Source organism: Exiguobacterium sp. BRG2, from assembly GCF_031844245.1.
In the GTDB taxonomy this organism is placed as follows: Bacteria; Bacillota; Bacilli; order Exiguobacteriales; family Exiguobacteriaceae; genus Exiguobacterium_A.
The window spans coordinates 37428-53753 of sequence record NZ_JAUZUW010000005.1 but is presented as its reverse complement, the minus strand read 5'-3'; the positions used below and the strand labels follow the sequence as shown (position 1 = coordinate 53753).

At 49.8% G+C, this 16326-nt stretch carries 13 protein-coding genes and 1 riboswitch; of the genes, 5 read left to right on the top strand and 8 right to left on the bottom strand.

Annotated features, from left to right (window positions below):
• Positions 1-6: 6 nt before the first annotated feature.
• From Q9R23_RS08330 to Q9R23_RS08295, 8 genes are all read right to left on the bottom strand, one after another.
• Entirely contained in the window at positions 7-771 is a 765-nt protein-coding gene (locus tag Q9R23_RS08330; RefSeq protein WP_311246833.1) for a ComEC/Rec2 family competence protein, read from the bottom strand.
• A gap of 92 nt (positions 772-863) precedes the next feature.
• Positions 864-1415, bottom strand: coding sequence for a histidine phosphatase family protein (locus Q9R23_RS08325; RefSeq protein ID WP_035407960.1), 552 nt, complete (start codon positions 1413-1415; stop codon positions 864-866).
• A gap of 52 nt (positions 1416-1467) precedes the next feature.
• Positions 1468-2262, bottom strand: coding sequence for a DUF3307 domain-containing protein (locus Q9R23_RS08320; protein WP_311246832.1), 795 nt, complete (start codon positions 2260-2262; stop codon positions 1468-1470).
• Positions 2259-2906: a hypothetical protein gene (locus Q9R23_RS08315; protein ID WP_311246831.1), complete on the bottom strand. Its 648-nt coding sequence runs from the start codon at positions 2904-2906 to the stop codon at positions 2259-2261. The genes Q9R23_RS08320 and Q9R23_RS08315 overlap by 4 nt, the downstream gene beginning before the upstream one ends.
• Positions 2907-3190: 284 nt before the next feature.
• Positions 3191-3661 (bottom strand): NUDIX domain-containing protein, encoded by a 471-nt coding sequence (locus Q9R23_RS08310; protein ID WP_230088538.1) that lies wholly within the window; start codon positions 3659-3661, stop codon positions 3191-3193.
• A 297-nt stretch (positions 3662-3958) separates the two neighbouring features.
• Positions 3959-6364, bottom strand: coding sequence for a DNA topoisomerase IV subunit A (gene parC / locus Q9R23_RS08305; RefSeq protein ID WP_311246830.1), 2406 nt, complete (start codon positions 6362-6364; stop codon positions 3959-3961).
• Positions 6357-8327, bottom strand: coding sequence for a DNA topoisomerase IV subunit B (gene parE / locus Q9R23_RS08300; protein ID WP_035407952.1), 1971 nt, complete (start codon positions 8325-8327; stop codon positions 6357-6359). Before parE ends, parC begins: the two co-directional genes overlap by 8 nt.
• Positions 8328-8505: 178 nt before the next feature.
• Positions 8506-8907: a CoA-binding protein gene (locus Q9R23_RS08295; RefSeq protein ID WP_311246829.1), complete on the bottom strand. Its 402-nt coding sequence runs from the start codon at positions 8905-8907 to the stop codon at positions 8506-8508.
• A gap of 429 nt (positions 8908-9336) precedes the next feature.
• On the opposite strand from Q9R23_RS08295, the gene Q9R23_RS08290 reads away from it, so the two are divergent.
• From Q9R23_RS08290 to Q9R23_RS08270, 5 genes are all read left to right on the top strand, one after another.
• Complete coding sequence (locus tag Q9R23_RS08290) at positions 9337-10377, top strand: tyrosine-type recombinase/integrase (protein WP_290758487.1); 1041 nt, start codon at positions 9337-9339, stop codon at positions 10375-10377.
• A 30-nt stretch (positions 10378-10407) separates the two neighbouring features.
• Positions 10408-13017 carry a DEAD/DEAH box helicase gene (locus Q9R23_RS08285; RefSeq protein WP_311246828.1) on the top strand — a complete coding sequence of 870 codons (2610 nt, stop codon included), beginning with the start codon at positions 10408-10410 and terminating at the stop codon, positions 13015-13017.
• Positions 13014-13544: a glycerol-3-phosphate acyltransferase gene (locus Q9R23_RS08280; protein ID WP_311246827.1), complete on the top strand. Its 531-nt coding sequence runs from the start codon at positions 13014-13016 to the stop codon at positions 13542-13544. Before Q9R23_RS08285 ends, Q9R23_RS08280 begins: the two co-directional genes overlap by 4 nt.
• Before the next feature lie 13 nt (positions 13545-13557).
• Positions 13558-15108 (top strand): GNAT family N-acetyltransferase, encoded by a 1551-nt coding sequence (locus tag Q9R23_RS08275; protein WP_311246826.1) that lies wholly within the window; start codon positions 13558-13560, stop codon positions 15106-15108.
• Positions 15109-15399: 291 nt separating this feature from the next.
• Positions 15400-16056 carry a 50S ribosomal protein L25/general stress protein Ctc gene (locus tag Q9R23_RS08270; protein WP_290758496.1) on the top strand — a complete coding sequence of 219 codons (657 nt, stop codon included), beginning with the start codon at positions 15400-15402 and terminating at the stop codon, positions 16054-16056.
• A 95-nt stretch (positions 16057-16151) separates the two neighbouring features.
• A riboswitch (TPP riboswitch) is annotated at positions 16152-16251 on the top strand.
• Positions 16252-16326: the final 75 nt, after the last annotated feature.

Below are 16326 nucleotides of genomic sequence, written 5' to 3'. Positions count from 1 at the left end.
GTCTAGTTATTCCGGTCGTAAATCAGGACGGTTCGATTCCTTGATACCGTCACCAGTCGAGATATACTGAATCGTTCCACTTTGATCGGTTCGGTCAATCGTAATCCGTTCTGCCTTCAGTTCTTGTAAGACGGAAGGACGTGGATGACGATAGGCATTGTCCTTTCCGGCTGAGATCAAGGCACGTTTTGGTGATACAGCCTGTAGGAAGGGCAGGGAGGACGATGTGTCTGCCCCGTGATGCCCAAGCTTTAAGACATCAGCACGTACATCGGCGTTTGACTCGAGTAATTGTTGTTCAGTTCGGATCGGCGCGTCGCCCATGAAGAGGAAGCGGTCTTGTCCATGTTCGACCCGGAGGACGGCACTCCAGCTGTTAAGATCCTGTGTCCCGTCTGTTAGAGGAGCAAGGAACGTAAAGCGTGCGGCTTCACTCGGTATTTTAAGACCTGCCTTAACTGACTTGATCGTCACTCCTTCGCGTTTGACGGCAAGGAGGAAATCGCGATACGTCTCCGTCGTATGCGTGACTCGCGGGGCATAGACGCTGTCGACTGGAAAGGCATCGAGGACGGTATCGAGTCCACCGATATGATCGGCGTCCGGATGTGTCGCAATGACCGCTGTTAAACGTTTGATACCCAATTTTTGCAGGTAGCGGACGACATCCTCGCCTTTGCCGTTATTCCCACCATCAATCAAGATCGTATCTTCCTTCGTTCGGATGAACGTGCTATCTCCTTGACCGACGTCAAAACCATAGATCTCCATCTGTCCTGCCGTCGGGGCAGGGGGTTCTTCGTCCCGTGTCGTATAGAAGATGACGATTAAACAGAGTGCTAATAGAATCGTTGATCCCTATTTCAACATGTCGGTTCCTCTTTCTCAAACAGATACAGCATACCATTGCGCGGATGACCGAATCGTGGTCCGCTGTAACCGCGTCGTTTTAAGGCAGCGCGCATCAGGATCATCATGCCGCCGTGACCGACGAGTAGAACCCGTTCGTCGTCTTCGAACATTAATTGATTTAAGAGCACTTCAATCCGTTCATTCGCATCCTTGATTTCGGCTTGAATTCGTTTACTGAACGGGGCTGCGAATCGACCGAGAACCGCCCAGCCGAGGAACGGTAATCGGAGATTCGACCGAATCGTCGGAAACGGCACTTCACGCAGCAGATCCGTCACGATGATTTCTTGATCATAAACGCTCTGCGCCGTCTGGACGGCACGCGGCATGCTACTGGCATAACAAACGGTCCAGTCAATCTGACCGAGCTCGACCGGTTGAATATCGATCTCTGACGTATCATACCGTTCAATCCATTTTTCAATATCGCTAGCGCTAATCCAGCCTTTCGTCGGATATCCTTCCGTCACCCGGTGATGCCTGACTAATCCAATTTGTTTCATATGTCGTACGACGGATTAAACCTAAACCGTCTCCCTCACTTTCATTCATCGTTTACAAAGCGACACGGATCGCCAGTCCACATAAAATCGCTCCTAAGATACTGAGCAAGCTCCCGATGATGTAATATTCCGCAAAGCGGCGATCTTCAAACTGTTTAAAACGAGCCAGTGCCTTCAAGGCAATGATGAAGCCAATGGCTCCAGTTGCATTCGTGACAACGAGCAGAGTGATGATTGCGCGTTCGACGAGACCGATATAACGTCCGATCCCGCTTAATTCCGTCGTATAACTGCGTGCAGAATCTTCGACTTCGTGCGTGACGGTCCGCGAGATGCCGTCTAACTGCTCTTTGCGTCTCACTGTCCGCTCGAAATGCGCTTCAATCAACCGCGGCGCGAATGGTGCGAGCATCAAGGCGATTCCGTGACCGAGTAACTCCGTCGTCACTAAACTAAAGCAAAGAATCCACAGGATCTGCTCCGGTCGCGAGAATGACAACGACCAATCGATCGGAATGAACACCCATGTCAAGGCGATGATGGCAACGATATGTAACGCTTGATCGATCCAGTACGCTACTGCTTGTTTGACGCGGCGTTTGAGCGGTGAAGCATCGAGTAGGGCGTGAAACACGAGAATGCTGCCTCCAAGCCATCCGGCGATGTCGATGGTCAATTCCCCTTGGATGACGAAGAACGCAAGCACAAGTAGCATCAGAGCCACATGAACGGCAAGATGTTGGAGTAAGATGCGTTGGTGTCGATGTTTCAGTTGCGCCATTCGTTTCGTCTGTAATGGAAAATCAGCAAGTAGATGGACAAGTAAAAGACTAAGTAAGACGGTCACCGAATCGCCTCCCAGACTTGGAATTGCTCCAGTGCCTGGGTCAAGGCAGCTTCAAGTCGCTTCCGTTGCTTACGCTGCGAGCGGGAGACGAGTTTTGCGACATTTACGCGGGCATCTTGTTCCTTGAAGCCCATCTTCAGTCCGATCTCCTCATACGTATCATCTGGATATCGATCCATCAACCGGTGCAGTTCAATCTGACGGTCCGTCTTCCCGAAGTAAGCCGGATACAGCATTTCGAGATAACCGTTCAGCAAGGCAGTCGGTAAGTAGGGTGGTCCAGCAAAAGCAATCCGCGATGGAAGCGTCTTCGCCAGTTTCTGTGCTTCAAAGGCATGAATGATTGCACTACCATTGGCTTCTTCAGCCCGCGTCGTCGAAATCGTCTCATATTGACCAAATCCAATCCCGATGTAACCTGGCAATTCTTGATTCAATAAGTGCAGAATGACCGGATAACTAACCGGATAATCTGCGAATACCGCTAGTAAACTATCGCCGGATTTGATTTGAAACGGAACGATACTCAATGGAAATGCTGTATTCAGATCGTTCGCGAGTACACGAAGCGCTTGAAGTAACTCTTCTTTGCTCGGATAATCGCGGGAGCCTTTGACATCAAACGACAAAGCAACAGCTTGCATGACGATTCCTCCTGTTCATTTGTTACCACAATCATGGAAACATTTAATTTGTTACCGTTAAAAAGGTAACATTTGCAGTGTTACTGTTATTAGAGTAACAAAGAATAAGGAGGAAGACCAACAGGACGATAGACCGATTTTTAAATGGCAGGGGGATAAATGGATCTGACTAAAATATCATTTTTTTATTCAAGTTAACATAACATATATTATCAATAGTTATGAGAATTTGTCTCATAATCAAGGTAAACTTAAGATAGTGAGACAAAATAAAAAACACGGGATTAACCGTGTTTTCGACAATCATACGGACGTGTCCGTTCCAATCGATGAATCAAACGATCCAAGAATATATGATGGCGGCGTTCGAGTTGCGTGATCCGTTCAAGCGGCAACCACGCGAAATCAAAGAAATCACCGCAATCCTGACCGTCACCAGCAACACAGTGCGTCCAGCGGTTCTCTTGGCATTCAATGTGCGCATGATAGAAATACGTGTAATGCACCCGCATTCGCTCCGGATAGCGCATCTCTTCTTCACCGATGTACTGGACGGATGCTAACGAGAGACCACTTTCCTCAAGCGTCTCACGGACAGCCGCTTCTTTTGCGATTTCAGCATCTTCGATCGTACCTGCAGGAATCTGCCAATCACTCTCAGGAGCCGATTGTGGATGAAAAACAAGTAGTTCCCATCCGTTAGGTTTTTCCCGAGTGATATAGATTGCTACTTTTTCGCGACGTCTGAATTTCATCTTCATCACCTCTCCAAGGTCGGCAGATTGCACAACAAGCAGCTAAAGGGACGGTCCCGTAGCTGCTTGATCAATTGACGCTATAAGCAAAGCTGCGGAGACGCGTGACCCGACGCTTGTTCGTGACGAATCGTGACCTGACTATTTCTTCTATTGTAGCCGTTATTGGTCAGTGTTTCAATTTGTAAACGATATTTCTCGCGATAAATCTCAAAATTCCGAGCATTCGTCTCAAAATCCCCTCTCCTGCCCTGCTAAATCTAAAAAAGCTCCCCCGTTATCCGGAGGAGCCTTATCTCATCGTGTATACCAGTCGAGCAATGGACCGAATTTCTCTTCATCATAGGCGAATGAACCGTTCGATAAGCGGTCGAGGAACGATAACGAACCGATTTGGATCGTTTTCTCCTGCTCTTTCCCGCTGAGAACCAATTCCTTTGCTTGCGTGACATCGATCAATGCTGCGACCCGGTGTGGCTTGGACTTCAAATCACGCAGTAACTGTAAGCCACGGAGCGCACGGCTCGAGACTTGGAACTGATCCGCGAGACGCATCTTCTTCAAGGCACCCCGTTGCGTCAAAAGAACGATCTGCGGCGCTTCCTTGAAGCCGATCGCACCCGCGACGACGTCCTGATCCTTTAGGTTGATCGCCTTGACACCGGCAGCCCGGACACCGACGACCGGGACGTCATCTTCCGTGAACCAGAGCCCGAAACCGTTCTGTGTCGCAAGGAAAAGATCCGTTTGACCCGTCGAGACCTGAGCGTACAAGACTTCGTCGTCTGCCTTCAGACGGACGCCTTGGAGTGGTTTTGACTTCCGCTGGGCATTGTAATCACTCAGTTTCGAGCGTTTGACCATCCCTTGACGGGTAACGAACAAGCAGTGATGGGCTTCATCGAACGAGCGGACGAGATCCGCTGAAAGAACCCGGTCACCCGGTTCGAGAGGGACGAGGTTCGCGACGTGTTGACCGCCATCTTTCCATTTCGTATCCGGCAATTGGTGGACCGGAATCAGCAAGTAGTTTCCGCGAACGGTCCAGACAATCAAGTGATCGGTCGTCATCGCTTGCCCTTGGAGCAACGGACGATCCTGTTCCTTCAAGTCCGGTAAGTCGTTCGAGGCACCGAATGAACGGAGTGATGAACGTTTGACGTAACCGTTCTTCGACAGGAAGACCATCGTTTCTTCGACAGCGATCATGACTTCCGTCTTCAGCTTCAGTTCTTCTACTTCCGCTTCGATCGTCGAGCGACGTTTGTCCGCGACTTGTTCTTTCAAGACCGTCAATTCCTTGATGATGAGACGATTACGTGTCTTTTCATCGTTGAGGATCTTCTCAAGACGAGCGATCTCCTTCTCGAGTTTCGCCGCTTCTTCCTGCAACTCGACGATATCGGTATTCGTTAACCGGTAGAGTTGAAGCATGACGACGGCTTCCGCTTGACGGTCCGTGAAGTTGAAGCGCGCGATCAGCTTCTCCTTCGCATCTGCTTTATTCGATGCAGAACGGATCAAGGCAAGTGTCTCATCGAGGACAGAGATCGCTGTCATCAAGGCGGAGACGACTTCCTGGCGGCGTTTCGCTTGCTCAAGATCAAACGCCGTCCGACGGATGACGACTTCCTTGACGTGTGCGAGATACGCATCAAGGAGCGTCAAGACGCCCATTTGCCGCGGTGTCCGCTCGTGGATCGCGACCATGTTGTAGTTATAGGCAATTTGTAAGTCAGTCTGTTTGAGGTAGAAGTGTAAGACACCTTCTGCGTCCGCTTCCTTCTTCAACTCGATGACGACCCGTAAGCCGTCGCGGTCGGTCTCATCACGGACTTCAGCGACACCTTCGACCTTTTTATCAAGACGGAGTTCTTCCATCCGTTTAACGAGATTCGCTTTATTGACCTCATACGGGAGCTCCGTGATGACGATTTGCTGGCGACCGCCCCGCAGTGTCTCGATCGTTGAGCGCGAGCGGATGATGACTTTCCCGCGTCCTGTCTCGAACGCCTTCTTGATGCCGTCAAGCCCTTGGACGACACCACCAGTCGGGAAATCAGGACCTTGCATGTGCGTCAATAAGTCATCGACGTTCTGGACCGTCCCTGAGATCCGACCGATCGCAGCATCGAGGACTTCTCCCGCGTGATGCGGTGGAATCTCGGTCGCGTAACCAGCGGAGATCCCCGTCGAACCGTTCATCAGCAGGTTCGGCAGTAGTGATGGTAAGACGAGCGGTTCCTCCGTCGTATCATCGAAGTTGAGCGTGTAATCAACGGTCTGTTTGTTGATTCCGTCAAGAATGAGGCTTGAGACTTTCGACAGACGGGCTTCCGTATACCGCATCGCTGCCGCACTATCGCCGTCGATTGATCCATTGTTTCCTTGCATATCGATCAACGGATAGCGGAGCTTCCACTCTTGGCTCAAGCGGACCATTGCTTCATAGACCGATGAGTCACCATGCGGGTGGTAGTTACCGATGACGACGCCGACCGTCTTCGCCGATTTCCGGTAGGCCCGGTCGAACAGGTTGCCTTCCGTATGCATCGCATACAAGATCCGGCGTTGAACCGGTTTCAGACCATCACGGGCATCCGGTAAGGCACGATCTTGGATGATATATTTCGAATAACGACCAAACCGGTCGCCGACGACTTGCTCGAGCGACAGGTTCAGGATGTTTTGTAGATTAGACATGTTCGTTCACACTCTCTTTCGTCACGTGCTCATTCTCGATGATCGAGAGGTCTTCTGCGAGACCGAAGGCGACGTTGTCCTCGATCCACGTCCGGCGGTGCCCGACGTTATCGCCCATGAGGACAGAGACGCGTTTTTCCGCAACAGCAGCATCGTCGATCGTGACCCGAATCAACGTCCGTGTCTCGGGATCCATCGTCGTTTCCCAGAGCTGCGGTGCGTTCATCTCCCCAAGTCCTTTGTAACGCTGGATCATATAACCTTTACCGAACTTCTTCGTCGTTTTCTTAAGCGTCTCTTCGTCCCAGACGTATTCGAACTTCTCCGATTTGCCTTTCCCTTTTGAGACGCGGTAGAGCGGTGGTAAGGCAACGAAGACCTTCCCAGCGTCAATCAACGGACGCATGTAGCGGAAGAAGAAAGTCAGCAATAAGACTTGGATATGCGCGCCATCGGTATCGGCATCGGTCATGATGATGACTTTATCGAAATTACAATCTGACAAGTCGAAATCAGCTCCGACACCGCCGCCAATCGCGTGAATGATCGTGTTGATTTCTTCATTCTTCATGATATCGGCAAGTTTCGCTTTCTCTGTGTTCAAGACCTTCCCACGAAGTGGAAGGATTGCTTGGAACGTCCGGTTTCGTCCTTGTTTCGCAGAACCACCTGCAGAATCACCCTCGACGAGGAACAATTCATTCTTGTCCGCGTTTTTTGAAGCCGCAGGCGTCAGTTTTCCGTTCAAGATGCTCGAACGTTTTTTCTTTTTCCCGTTTCGTGCTTCTTCGCGCGCTTTCCGTGCCGCTTCCCGGGCTTGCGCAGCGCGAATTGCTTTTTTGATTAACAGCGTCGCCGTTTGCGGGTTTTCCTCCAAGTATGTCGAGAGACGACGACTGATGACAGCGTCACAGCTCGTCCGCGCTTCCGGTGAGCCGAGTTTCGACTTCGTTTGTCCTTCGAACTGGAGGAATTCTTCTGGGATCCGGATCGAAACGATCATCGTCAACCCTTCTCGGATATCATTTCCGTCAAGGTTCTTATCCTTTTCCTTCAAGAGCGTGTTTTTCCGGGCATATTCATTCATGACCCGTGTCATTGCTGTTTTTGCCCCGACTTCATGTGTGCCGCCGTCGCGTGTCCGGACGTTGTTGACGAACGAAAGGACGTTTTCCGAGTACGCATCCGTGAACTGGAAGGCGATATCGACTTCGATCTCATTTTCTGTTCCTTCGAATGCAACTGTCGGATGAAGCGTATCTTTATCATCGTTCAAGTACTGAACGAATTCGCTGACACCGTCTTGGTACTGGAAGATGTCCTGTTTGTCGGACCGTTCGTCCGTCAACGTAATCTTCAGACCTTTTAGCAAGAAGGCTGATTCGCGTAAGCGTTCCGCAAGCGTATCGTAGTTGTATGTCAACGTACTGAAGATCGAGCCATCTGGTTTAAAGTAGACGCTCGTTCCTTTTTGACGCGTCGTACCCGTTTCAAGCAACGTCGTCTTCGGAATCCCGCCGTTTTCAAACGTTTGCTCATATTGTTTCCCGTCACGGAAGATCGTTACTTTCAAATCCGTTGATAAGGCGTTAACGACCGACGCCCCGACGCCGTGTAAGCCACCGGACGTCTTATATCCACCTTGACCGAACTTACCACCGGCGTGAAGGACCGTGAAGATGACTTCAGCAGTCGGTTTTCCCGATGCGTGCATCCCCGTCGGCATCCCACGTCCATGGTCACGGACCGTGATCGCATTATCTTTATGGATCGTGACATCAATTTGTTCCCCGAATCCTGCGAGTGCTTCATCGATCGCGTTATCAACGATCTCGTAGACGAGATGGTGAAGTCCACGGTGATCGGTAGAACCGATATACATACCAGGGCGCTTCCGGACTGCTTCGAGTCCTTCGAGCACCTGTATGGCATCATCATTGTAGTTATTTAAGTCTGTCGCCATTCATTTCACCTCAAAATTCAAAATTACGACGTCGTTTTTACAAACGTTCGTTCGTTATTTCAAGTAGTCTGTCTCTAATTGTAGGCATCTTCTTGCTTCCTGACAAGCATAACCTGTGATGGGCATGAAAAAAGACACCTTCACGAACGGGTGAAGATGCCTAAAGTCGTGCGATGATTCACAGGTATTGATGCTCGATTTTGATGCAACGATTCTCAATATATGGAATGCCAGCGCCGAGCGCCAGGCTCTCTGCTTCGACACTTGAGAGACCCAGTTGATTCCAAATCATCCCGACGTCACCGTGAGCGACAGCATCTTTCGCGACATCCGCCAAAAACTCAGACCGACGGAAAACGTCAACGATATCGATGTGTCCTGGAATGCTTGCAACACTTGGATAGACTTTTTGACCGTTCCACTCGTTTAACGTTGGATTGACCGGAATGACTTCGTACCCGTTTTGAACCAAGTAGTCAGCAATCCAGTTCGCCGTCTTCCCAGAATCACTTGAGACACCGACGACGGCAATGCGTTTTGCATCCTTCAAATACTGACGTGCTTCTTGATCGGTAATCATTTAGAACTCCCCCTTATGAAAATAACTCTTACCTAACACTCTATACCCGAACCAAGATGAAGTATGCGAAATCGAGCACGTTTTCGTCGTTTTTCAGAAATCGTCTTGAAATCAAATGAGTCGACCAATGACCCATCAGACGTCTTCTCGATGCAACTGAGAGCGAAATTGACTATTCATTCTTTTTTAGTGATTTAGGTGACATAATACTATTATTGTTATTAAATAGACTCTACAACCCTTAAACCTCTAAAAATAAGTTAAATTCTCACGTGCATCGAGTTGACCAACGACCCGTCTATCACCTTGTCGATGCAACTGAGCGCTCCCTGTCTGACAATTTAATGTTGCGTGAAATAACTATTTCACGCAAACAAGTGTCTGACGTACCAACGTTTGGTATACTACTACTAGAGGGGTGATTGTCGGATGAGTTTATTTAAAAACCTAGGAAAAACGATACATAAAACGACCGTTTCGGCTACAGCACCAGCGATTCCCGGTTATGAGCGGATGCCACGCTTCATTCAGTCCTATTTAGATCAGTTAACAGCCAAACATTTCTCATTAGCAACGATGCGCCGCTACGTCTACGATTATGAGGCGTTCTTTCAATTCGTCGCTGCGGCGTCAGGTGAAGAGGTAACAGCGCGAGATATTCCGCTTGAAGCATTCGTCGAGATCGATGCAGCAGGAATCGAAGCCTACGCCGAATACCTTGCCTTAACGAAACAAAATGCACCGAGCGTCATCAACCGGAAGTTATCAGCGTTACAGTCACTGTTTCGTTATTTGGTCGATACCGGTCAGTTGTCGGAAAACCCGGTCGCCAAAGTCAATCGACCGAAACAAGCGAAACGGGAACCGGTTTATCTGACAAAACGCGAATGGGACGAATTGATTCAGTTATTACCGTCAAACGTTGAGATGAATGCCCGTGAAGCGTCGCATTATGAACGGGATCGTGTTCGCGACGTGACGTTATTCCAATTACTTGGCTATAGCGGGATGCGTTTAAGTGAGATGACGCAACTCGTCTGGAACGATGTCGATTTCCACGAAAACACGCTCCGCGTCATCGGGAAAGGCAATAAAGAACGATTGATTCCACTTGCGAAACCAGCACGAATTGCCTTACGCAAATACGCGATCCATTATCAGATGCCAACGAGCGGCGCCGTACCTGTCTTCCAAAAACACGGGAAACCACTCAGCCCACGGGCAGTCCAGCATATTTTGCAGCGGCACACGGAACGGCTGAAGCCAGTCCTCCCCTTTTTAGAGCGCAAAAAAATTACGCCACATAAACTGCGGCATACGTTTGCGACACGACTTGCGACCGGCGGGGTCGACGTCCTGACGATCCAGCAGTTACTCGGTCACGAATCCGTCGCAACGACGCAGGTCTATGCCCATATCGGTGATTCGGAGAAAAAACGCGCCGTCGATTTATTTGATGGTGAACGATAATAATATTATGTTAACTAAAGGAGGGATCTCATGAATTACGGGCTCAGTGAACGCAAAATCAAACAGATGTCTGATGCCTATGCCTTTCGACGGGGAAAGAAGTATGTCGCTGCCCGAAAGGTCACGTTACACAATTACCGGATGGGTGACGAGCTAATTGAAGCGAGCGTCGACGGCGAGGAACGATTCACGGTGACGGTCCGCGTCAAGGCGCACGGCGTCGACGCTGGCTGTAATTGTCCGTCGCTTGCGATGGATACGTCATTTTGTGGACATATCGTCGCTGTTTTGCTGGCGATGCATCATGTACAGGCACACGGCACACCAACACCGCTCTCACCACAGATTCGTCCGTTCTCGGCGATTCAAGTCGACGACGCAGGCGCGCGCAACTATTTACGCAGTCTCACACCTGATCGTCGGGTGGCGATCCATTTCGAACTGACCGGACCCGTCGTGACGCTCAACCGATTGACGGATAAACAGCAGCATCAACTGTCCTTGCCCTACTTCGATCGTTTGCTTAGACAGACGGAGTATTTACAGCGGGTTGCGGATGTTTCGTTCAGTCCTGATTTACAGGAACGGATCGTTTCCGGTACCCCGATCGTTAAGCTCCATCTCGACCGAACGGCTCAAGAAGTCGAAGTCCGCGTGTCGTTTGATTATCAAGGGATTCAACTGAATCCGCTCGATGAGACGATTTATGCTGGACGGGATCAAGTAACGGAGCAAAGTGTCTTACGCTATTTACGTGAATTCCAAGCAACACCATCGAATTCGCACTATGTCATCACCAGTGACGCCGCGCAGTATGCTTTTTTGCGGAGTCTGCTTGACGAACGGGTTGCGCTTGGTCAACTAGAGTTATTTGCAACGCAAGCCATCCGAACGACGTTACCAAAAGGACCATTTCATCCGCGGATCGAAGTCGACGTGACAGACCGCCTCGACTGGCTTGTGTTCAACTTTTCGATGGACGGAATTCCGGAAGACGAGCTGAAACGTGTCCTGAAGTCGCTCGTCTTACAAAAACGCTATCACCGCTTGAAATCCGGACAGTTCGTATCTTTAGAGGCACGGGCCTTTCAGCAGTTGCAACGGGTTCTCGCCCAGATGGAAGCGAGTGAACGCGACTTACGCGACGGGCGACTCGTCTTACCTGCCGTCCGGAACATGAAGCATCTGATCGGTGCCTCCATCCTGCATCTCCATGCCGATTTGCTCGAGAAATGGATCGAATTGAAATCCGGACAAGGATTCCGGCTCAACTTGCCGAATTCGTTAGAGTCACGACTCTATCCGTATCAACGGACGGGCATTCAATTTCTGAAGAATTTGGACGCGCAAGGTTGTCACGGCATCTTGGCCGATGAGATGGGGCTTGGAAAGACAATTCAAGCGATTGGTTATATAGCAACGATTTCGGATAGTCGTGCACTGATCGTTGCACCGGCATCACTGCTCCGCAACTGGGAGGCGGAACTGAAGCGCTTTTTACCCGGTCGACCGGTTCATGTCGTGACGGGATCTCAAACTAGCCGACTTTCCGAACTGAAGTACTTGGCTGAAAACACAGTGACGATCGTCTCCTACACGACGCTTCGGACCGACGTCCGTCGCCACCCCGTATATGACGTCGTCTTCTTTGATGAAGCACAGCACTTGAAGAATCCGCAGTCACAAACGGTCAGTCAACTACGACATCTGCAAGCAAAACGCCGGTTCGCCTTGACGGGAACTCCACTTGAGAATCGACCGCGCGACATCTGGTCGATTTTCCATGTCTTGTTTCCGGAATTACTGCCGGATTTAGCGACGTTTGAGAAATGGTCGTTTGATGACATGCAACAATTCATTCAACCATTTTTATTACGGCGTGAGAAAAAAGATGTCTTACAGGACTTACCAAAGAAGCAGATCGAGCATCATTATGTCGAGCTTGGACCGAATCAAAAACGGTTATATGCGTCGTATCTCGCCAAATCGCAACTCGAGACGTTGCAGCATTTAGACGAAACGAAACGTGAAGATCGTTTGAAGTTACTGGCGGGCTTAACGCGGTTGCGGCAAATTTGCAACGATCCGGGATTATTCGTCGAAGGGTACACAGGGGAAGCAACGAAACGAACGCGTCTGCTCTCACTGATTGCAGAAAAACGGGCAGCCGGAAAACGGATCTTGATCTTCTCGCAGTATACGCAAATGCTCGAGCGCATTCGCTCGGATCTCGCGCAACGTCACCTCCCCCACTTCCTATTGACGGGTGAGACACCGCTCGAAGAGCGGGTCGCGTTATGCGACCGGTTCAATGACGGTGAAGTCGATCTCTTCTTGATTTCGCTTAAAGCCGGCGGAACGGGACTGAATCTCGCAACTGCTGATACCGTCATCCTGTTTGACAGCTGGTGGAATCCGGCTGTTGAACAACAGGCAGCCGATCGCGCCCATCGGCTTGGACAACAATCCGACGTGACCGTCATTAAATTGCTGACACGCGGAACGATCGAAGAGAAGATGACCGAATTGCAAGATCGAAAAGCCAAAATGGTCGATGCCGTCCTGACAGCTCCAGACAGTGACGCCTTGACCGTCAAAGAACTCGTACATCTCGTAGAAACAAAGGAGGAACAACGGTGATCCTTGATCTCCTGCTTGGTTATCTCATCGGTAGTATTTTAGGTGGTACGCTCTTTAAGTACATCAGTCGTACCGATTTGGCTCAGGTTGGTTCCGGAAACATCGGTGCCCGCAATGCCCATCGTGCCGGTGGGCTTCCGGCTTTTGTATTCGTTTATCTGTTTGATGCCGCGAAGACGGTCCTTGCACTACAGATCACAGACATGTTTTATCCGGTCGCCCTCACCGTGCTCATCGGTCACTTGTTTCCGTTGTTTCACCCACGATGCGGCGGTAAAGGGTACGCTGTATTTTCCGGAATCGTCTTCGCTATCACGCCGTGGGCATATCTTGCCGGATTAGGCATACTCGGTTTGTCTTATCTCGTAACGAAAGATAGTGTCAAAGCGGGGCTTATTCCGGTCGTTTTACTTCCGTTACTACCCGTCTTCTTAGACGCAGGGTCAGTCAATATCTTGTGTACCGTTGCCGTAAGTCTACTTGTCCTGTGGGCTCATGATGCACTCCACAAGCCAGCCATTACATAAGGAGGACGTCTCCATGATCGACTTTTCCATTGCAACTGCGGACGACGCGGAAGCAATCCATGAATTGAACTACCTCACCTTCACAGAAGAGATTCCACAACATCAACCGAACACCGAACGCAAACGGATTGACCGGTTTCATGATCAAAATACTTATCTGATTGGCAAGGAAGACGATCGACTCGTCGCGATGATCGCCATTCGAAAGCATCGTCCCTTTTCGCTTGAGGAAAAGGGCGTGACGCTAGACGAGACACTGACGGATCCAGCAGAAATCCGCTTACTTAGCGTTCGTCCCGAATACCGCAATAGTCGTACGTTCATGCAATTGATGCGCTTTCTAATGGTCTACCTCGAGCGGGAGACGATTGATCATGTCTATATCAGTGGTACGACGCGAGAAGCAAAACTATACGCGCGGTTCGGCTTCACACCGATTGCAGCGACGCTTGGTAGTGGTGACGCCCAGTTTGTACCGATGTTGTTGTCGCGCGCAACATACGAACGATCCGTCATCGCGGATGTCTTACGTCCCCTGCATTTTCTAGCCGGTCCGGTCGAGGTTGCGCCGACGGTCCGTCAAGCGGCGCAACAAGCACCGCGTCCACACCGGACGGCCTCGATGCGTCAGCTCGATCAAGATTTACGTGGCCGAATGTGTCAGTTGCTGGATTTGCCACATGTCTCGATGGCCGTCGGCAGCGGTACGCTTGCCAATGATATTGTCGCGCAACAACTCACTGGGCATGGATTGATCCTAAACGGTGGCGAGTTCGGTCAACGCTTGATTGACCATGCGGCACGTGCCGGCAAGTCTTTTGATGTCCATACGCTTCCCCCCGGTCACCCGATCGACTTGGGGCTACTCGCTCATCAATTGAGGCAAACGGCATACAACTGGATCTGGTTGACGCATTGTGAGACGTCAACAGGTGTTCTCTACGATCTTGATGCAGTAAAAGTGCTGTTAGATCAACGAACCGCACTCGTCGTCGATGCGATCAGCGCTGTTGGAACCGGACATTTCTCATACGCTGGCTGCACTTTCGTCACGACTGTTTCCGGGAAAGCGATTGGTGGTTTACCGGGTCTTGCGTTCATTGGTCACGCAGATCGCGTCCTACCTTCTCTCTGTATTCCCCGTTATCTGGATTTAGGGCTCTACGCGGAAGGGGTTGCCTTTTCCGGCTCGTCGAACCTGTTGCTTGCCTGTCAGGCAGCGCTTGATGCCCTCGATCTTAATCAAGCAGCAATCAAGATGACCTATCTCGAACAAGCCGTCCGCGCAACTGGATTCCAACTCCTCGCACAACAAGAAGCACAAGCGCCGGGAATACTGACGATCGTTCATCCGTCCGCAACTGATTTAGGCGACGCTCTGCGCATTCAGGGGTATCACGTCCAGTACGAAAGCGACTATCTCGTTTACAATCAGTGGCTTCAAATTTCGACGATGGGACAGACGACGATGCGACAAATTGAACGTCTCGTTCATGTTTTAGTTCGTGAAAATCAACGAATCACCATAAAGAATGAAAAAAATGAAAGACCTCTCAACCCCTGATTTCAAGCAGTTTGGAGGTCTTTCGACTTCAAAAAGATAAAAAAAGAGGTTTATGGATTTAAAACATAGGGGTATAAAATCACTAGCACCGCATCAAACCGGTGACTTACTCACACATGTTTCTCAATATCAGCGTAATGACCTGGGAGAGAAATGCAAAGTCACGAAAGCGTCAGATTCATTAGAGTCTGAAACCGATTGTCTTAGCATGATTCATATTGTTCAGGATTCGTCCTGCTCCTACATTCATTACCTTTTGAGGGCTATACCAAATTCAAGGGGGAAATGAACATGTCAGTTAATTTAACAGCCGAAAAACGCGAGGTACGTCCACGCTCACTCCGTAAACAATTGCGTCATGAAGGAAAAGCTCTTGGCGTCGTGTATGGTTACAAAGTGGAAAGTACACCAATCGCATTTGAAGAAAAAGAATTGCTTAAAATCGTCCGAGAAAACGGTGAAAACGTCTTGATTTCACTCAAACTCGACGGTAAAAATATTAACGTCTTGATCAATCGCCGTGATATGGATGTCTTCACACCAACCGTCGATCACGTTGAATTCATCGCTGTGAAAATGGATGAAGAAACAGAAGTCGAAGCAGACGTTGTACTCGTTGGTGAAGCAGCCGGTGCAAAAGTTGGCGGCTTCCTATCACAAACACTCTTTAAAGTAACAGTCGCCGCTACACCAGATAAATTACCAGAGAACGTCGAAGTCGACGTCACGAACCTCGAAATCGGCGATTCGATTTCTATAGCTGATCTTCCAGAGCAAAAAGATTTCCGCATCGTTACAGAAGGCGATATTCAAGTCGCAGCTGTCGTCGAATCGACACTCGAGCAGGATCTTGAAGAAATCGAGGAAGCAGAGGGACAAGCAGAAGCTGGCGAGGACAACGAAGCGTCTTTAGAAGAAACAGCGGAAGAGAACGAAGACAACAAATAAGTCGTTTAACGATACGCCCTTTGCGGCGTATCGTTTTTTTATGTCTTGACAACAGACGCTGGATTGCCTAAAGTGAACAGCGTATCACCTATTACCATATCCACTAGGGGAGCCCAATTGGCTGAGACGATTCACTTCGGACCCTTCGAACCTGATCTAGTTCATACTAGCGTAGGAAAGTGGAGCGATCACATCCAATGACTCCTGCTGCGCGCAGTTTTTCTGAGGACCGCTCTCTTTTTTACGGAGGGCGGTCTTTTTTGGCGTCTC